The sequence below is a fragment of the Frankia sp. R82 genome (genome assembly GCF_023716925.1).
GTDB lineage: Bacteria > Actinomycetota > Actinomycetes > Frankiales > Frankiaceae > Frankia.
Genome location: NZ_JAMQQG010000277.1, coordinates 1 through 4,230, shown reverse-complemented (window position 1 = coordinate 4,230; position 4,230 = coordinate 1). Strand labels below are relative to the sequence as shown.

The following is a 4,230-nucleotide window of genomic DNA, read 5'->3' as shown; positions in this document are numbered from 1 at the left end:
TCTGGCGGCGTAGGTGGGCGGCGACGAGTTCGGCGGTCTTGGGTACCCGCACGTGCTGACCAACCCGGTTCGCCGCCCCTGAAGCCTGCGGGGGAACGCTCACCGCCAGGCTGCCCACCCCCGGGGACGCGGGCAGCCTGGCCGGCACGTCCGCCGCCGTGGCTGCTGCTGCCGCCGTGGCTGCTGCCGTCGTGGTTCCTGTCGATGCCGGACGGGCGCCGCCGGCGTGGGTGGCGCGCGCGGCGGGGGGCCGGGCGGCGACGGTTCGGGCAGTGCGGGTGCGGGTGGGCGGGAACGCGCTCATGTGCTGCACCTTTCCGGGCTGAATCCGGGCTGAATTCGGTTCTGCGTCCAGTGGGACCTGGTCCGCGCGGGAACGACCGAAGACGGGGCGGGGGTCATATCTCACATCCGGTGCGGCGGGCCATCCGCGCAGGCAAACCGGCCAGTCGAACCATACCGCGGCGCATTGCCCGGATAGGCCGCCGGATAAAGAATAAGTGGTCTTTTGGGGTAACGGAGTGCCCGGGGGTATGAAAATCGGCCACATCGACTTCTGTCAAGCAAGATGACGTATTTTCCGTGTCCTGTGCGTGGTCTCGACGGGCGGGTGTTCGTGGTCACCGTGACGGCCCTGGGGAGGTTCCGGAGAAGGGTGACCGGAAGAGGTCACCTGACGGGCGACGGGAAAATTCCGTTCGGTGTCCTGATCTCCACCCGAAGGTGATGGCAGCCGACCGGCTGTGCCCGGTCCGCGGGGTCGGCCCGGGCGGTCCCGCCACCTCGCGGGTCGTGTCGACGGTGTCCGGACCGGCCGGTCCGGACCAACCGTTTCCGGGTCGTCCGGATTCGTCGACGCGGCGGCCGGGGTGGTCGACCAAGCCGATCGTTAGAGATGGTTACCGAACGGAGTCATCACAGGTCCGGTGCTCAGCGTGGTGGTCGCCAAGGAGGCTCGGGATTGGTCTGGCCGGTACGCGGCCGACCGGCGGGCGGCGAAGGGCGCCGGGGCCGGTCATGGTTGATGCGGAGCAACCGCGGTGTCCGACGGTCGTGAAACTTTGTCCAACTTGCACCGTATGGACATTAAGTATATATTTCCGCATCGCGATTATCGCTCTGCCGTTTCATTTGGTTTTAATCCGGTGTCGTGCTAAATCTGTGGAGCTCGGGTACACGCCAAGGGGGAGTCAAGTGATCGCTGCGTCGGCTGTTCACCAGCATGCAAGCCAGGACCTGCTGTTCGTCGTCGTGTCGGTTGGGCTCGCCCTGATCGGTTCGTTCGCGGCGCTGGTCAGCGCGATCCGGATCCCCCTGTCCAACGGGCGGGAGCGCTCCCGGTGGACGATCGCCGCCGCCGTCTCGCTGGGCGGTGGGGCGGTCTGGTCGATGCATTTCATCGGAATGATCGGCTACCAGGTATCCGGGTTGGATCTGCGTTACGGCCTGCCCTACACGGGACTCTCGCTGCTCATCGCCATCGGCGCGTCCGCACTGGGGCTCACGCTGGTCGCGCGCCATCCGCACAGCCTGGGGTGGCTGGGAGCAAGTGGTCTGATCGCCGGGCTGGGTGTTGCGGCCATGCACTACACCGGTATGGCGGCGATGCACACCGGCGGTGTGGTGACCTACCGGACGCCGGTGGTCGCCCTTTCCCTGGCCATCGCGGTCGCGGCCGCCACCGCCGCGCTGTGGATCGCCTTCCGGGTGCGGACCGGCCGACATGTCGTGGTCGCCTCGATGGTCATGGCGGCCGCCGTCTGCGGCATGCACTACACGGCGATGGCAGCCACCCGGGTCGCGGCCGATCCTGCCCTGATCGCGGGAAATGACCTGCACGTTGACGGGGCGGATCCGATCGCCCTCGCTCCGATCGTCTGCGTGATCGCCTTCTCCGTGCTGGCCGTGGTCATCTTTTCGGCGATGGGCGGGGTGACCGAGTCCGGTGCGCTGACGATGGCCCGAACGGGCCGTGTGCGGCCGAGTGCGCCCGTCGTCCCGACGCCCACCCCCAGCGAGGAGTACCTGCCGCCGGCGCCGACGCCCGTGTGGCGGGGAAGCTTCTCCGAGCCGCCGAACTCTCACTAGATCACGCGGTCACGGCCGGCGGGCCGGTGGGTCGTACGGTGGGACGGTGAGCCTGTTCGACCCGGCCGACCTGTTCGACCCGGCGGCGCCCCGGTCCGTCCGGCCGGCCACCGCCGCGCCCTCCGCCCCGGCCACGTCCCCGTCCGGCGGCGGGCCGGTGTCGCCGCTCGCCGCCCGACTGCGGCCGGCGACGTTGGACGAGATCGTCGGTCAGCGCCATCTGCTCGGTCCGGGCAGCCCGCTGCGGCGACTGGTCGAGGGCGGCGGTACGACCTCGGTGATCCTGTGGGGACCACCGGGCACGGGGAAGACGACGCTGGCCCACATCGTGTCGCGGGCGACCGGGCGGCGCTTTCGGGAACTGTCCGCGGTCACGGCCGGGGTGCGTGACGTCCGCGCGGTCATCGACGAGGCGCGGGGCGCCCGCGGGGCCTCGGGCGCCCGCACCGTGCTGTTCATCGACGAGGTGCACCGCTTCACCCGCACCCAGCAGGACGCGCTGTTGCCGTCCGTGGAGCACGGCTGGGTGACACTCGTCGCGGCGACCACCGAGAACCCGTTCTTCTCGGTGGTGAGCCCGTTGCTGTCCCGTTCGCTGCTGCTCACCCTCGAGCCGCTCACCGAGGACGACATCCGCGGTGTGCTCGACCGGGCCCTGCGCGACCCCCGCGGCTACGGTGGACGGGTCGAGCTGGGCACGGCCGCCCGCGAGCACGTCGTCCGGCTCGCTGGCGGCGACGCCCGCCGGGCCCTGACCATCCTGGAGGCCGGCGCCGAGGCCCTGCTTGCCGAGACCCCTGGCCGTCCCGAGGACTCCACCAGTCCCGAGACGGCTGCGGTCCGGCTCGAGGTGGACGTGCTCGAGCAGGCGGTCAACCGGGCGGCGGTGCGCTACGACCGCTCCGGCGACCAGCACTACGACGTGGTCAGCGCGTTCATCAAGTCGATGCGTGGCGGGGATCCCGACGCCGCCCTGCACTATCTGGCCCGGATGCTGGAGGCCGGCGAGGACCCGCGGTTCGTCGCCCGGCGGATGATCATTCTGGCCAGCGAGGACGTCGGGATGGCCGATCCGGGGGCGCTCGGGGTCGCGGTCGCCGCGGCGCAGGCCCTGGATCTCGTCGGGCTGCCCGAAGCTCGGCTGGCGCTTGCCCAGGCGGTCATCCACCTGGCGCTCGCGCCGAAGTCGAACGCGGTGATCCGGGCCATCGACGCGGCCACTGTCGACGTGCGGGCCGGGCGGGCCGGGTCCGTCCCGCCGCATCTGCGTGACGCCCACTACCCGGGGGCCGCCCGCGCCGGTAGCGGCGCCGGCTACCGGTATCCCCATGACGAGCCGGGCGGAGTCGTCGGCCAGCAGTATCCGCCGGACGGACTGGTCGGCGCCGACTACTACGTGCCCGGTGGCAACGGCTTCGAACGTCGTGCGACCGAGCGCCTGCGTGAGCTGCGCGCCGTCGTGCGTGGCACCGACACCGCGACCGACGATCCGGTCAGCGACCGCGACGGCGAGACCTGACGGCAGGACACGGACCGACCGGCGGCGGCCGGGTACCCGCGGCCGGCGGTGGGGGCTACCCGTGGTCGAGGCGGATGCCTCGGTAAGGTCAACCACCGACCCATAACGACGATGATCCCCTCACGGCAGTGATCCCCGCACGAGGATGATCTCACGACGACGGAGGCAGGGAGCACATATGTCCGGTGGAGCGGTCGCGGGCCTGATCGCGTCCGGCGCGTTCGCGGTGCTCGCCCTCTTCGGTTGCTTCGTCCTGCTCAAACTCGGCCGAATCTTCGACGAGGCGGCCGCGCGCGTGCGCCAGACCGGTGCCGCCATCGACGAGGGGACCGCCCGGGTCCGCCAGGCCGGGGCGACGGTCGACGAGGTGAACGTGGCACTCGCCCACGTCAACAAGGAGCTTGACCGGGTCGACGCGATCACGGCGAACGTCCAGTCGATCACCACGAACGTCTCGTCGCTGACGTCGCTGTTCGCCGCGACCCTTGGCGGTCCGATGGTGCGGGTGGCGGCGTTCAGCTACGGCGTGCGCAAGGCTGCGGCGAAGCGCACCCGGTCGGAGGTCGAGTCTCGGGTGAAGACGCAGCTCAAGACGGAGAAGGCGGCCCGCCGCGGCGGCGCGG

The 4,230-nt window shown here is 70.8% G+C and carries 3 protein-coding genes and 1 pseudogene; 3 read left to right on the top strand and 1 reads right to left on the bottom strand.

The features are described 5' to 3' along the window. A pseudogene (locus ND747_RS20180) lies at positions 1-304 on the bottom strand (hypothetical protein); the annotation flags it as partial. 890 nt (positions 305-1,194) lie between these two features. Here ND747_RS20180 and ND747_RS20175 point away from each other — a divergent pair. From ND747_RS20175 to ND747_RS20165, 3 genes are all read left to right on the top strand, one after another. Further along, a complete protein-coding gene (locus ND747_RS20175) occupies positions 1,195-2,088 on the top strand; it encodes an MHYT domain-containing protein (RefSeq protein WP_251735409.1) in 894 nt (297 codons plus the stop codon). Positions 2,089-2,134: 46 nt separating this feature from the next. Further along, positions 2,135-3,607 carry a replication-associated recombination protein A gene (locus ND747_RS20170; protein ID WP_374216279.1) on the top strand — a complete coding sequence of 491 codons (1,473 nt, stop codon included), beginning with the start codon at positions 2,135-2,137 and terminating at the stop codon, positions 3,605-3,607. Between the two features lie 178 nt (positions 3,608-3,785). After that, positions 3,786-4,230: DUF948 domain-containing protein (locus tag ND747_RS20165; RefSeq protein ID WP_251735407.1), on the top strand; the 445-nt coding region annotated here is incomplete at its 3' end.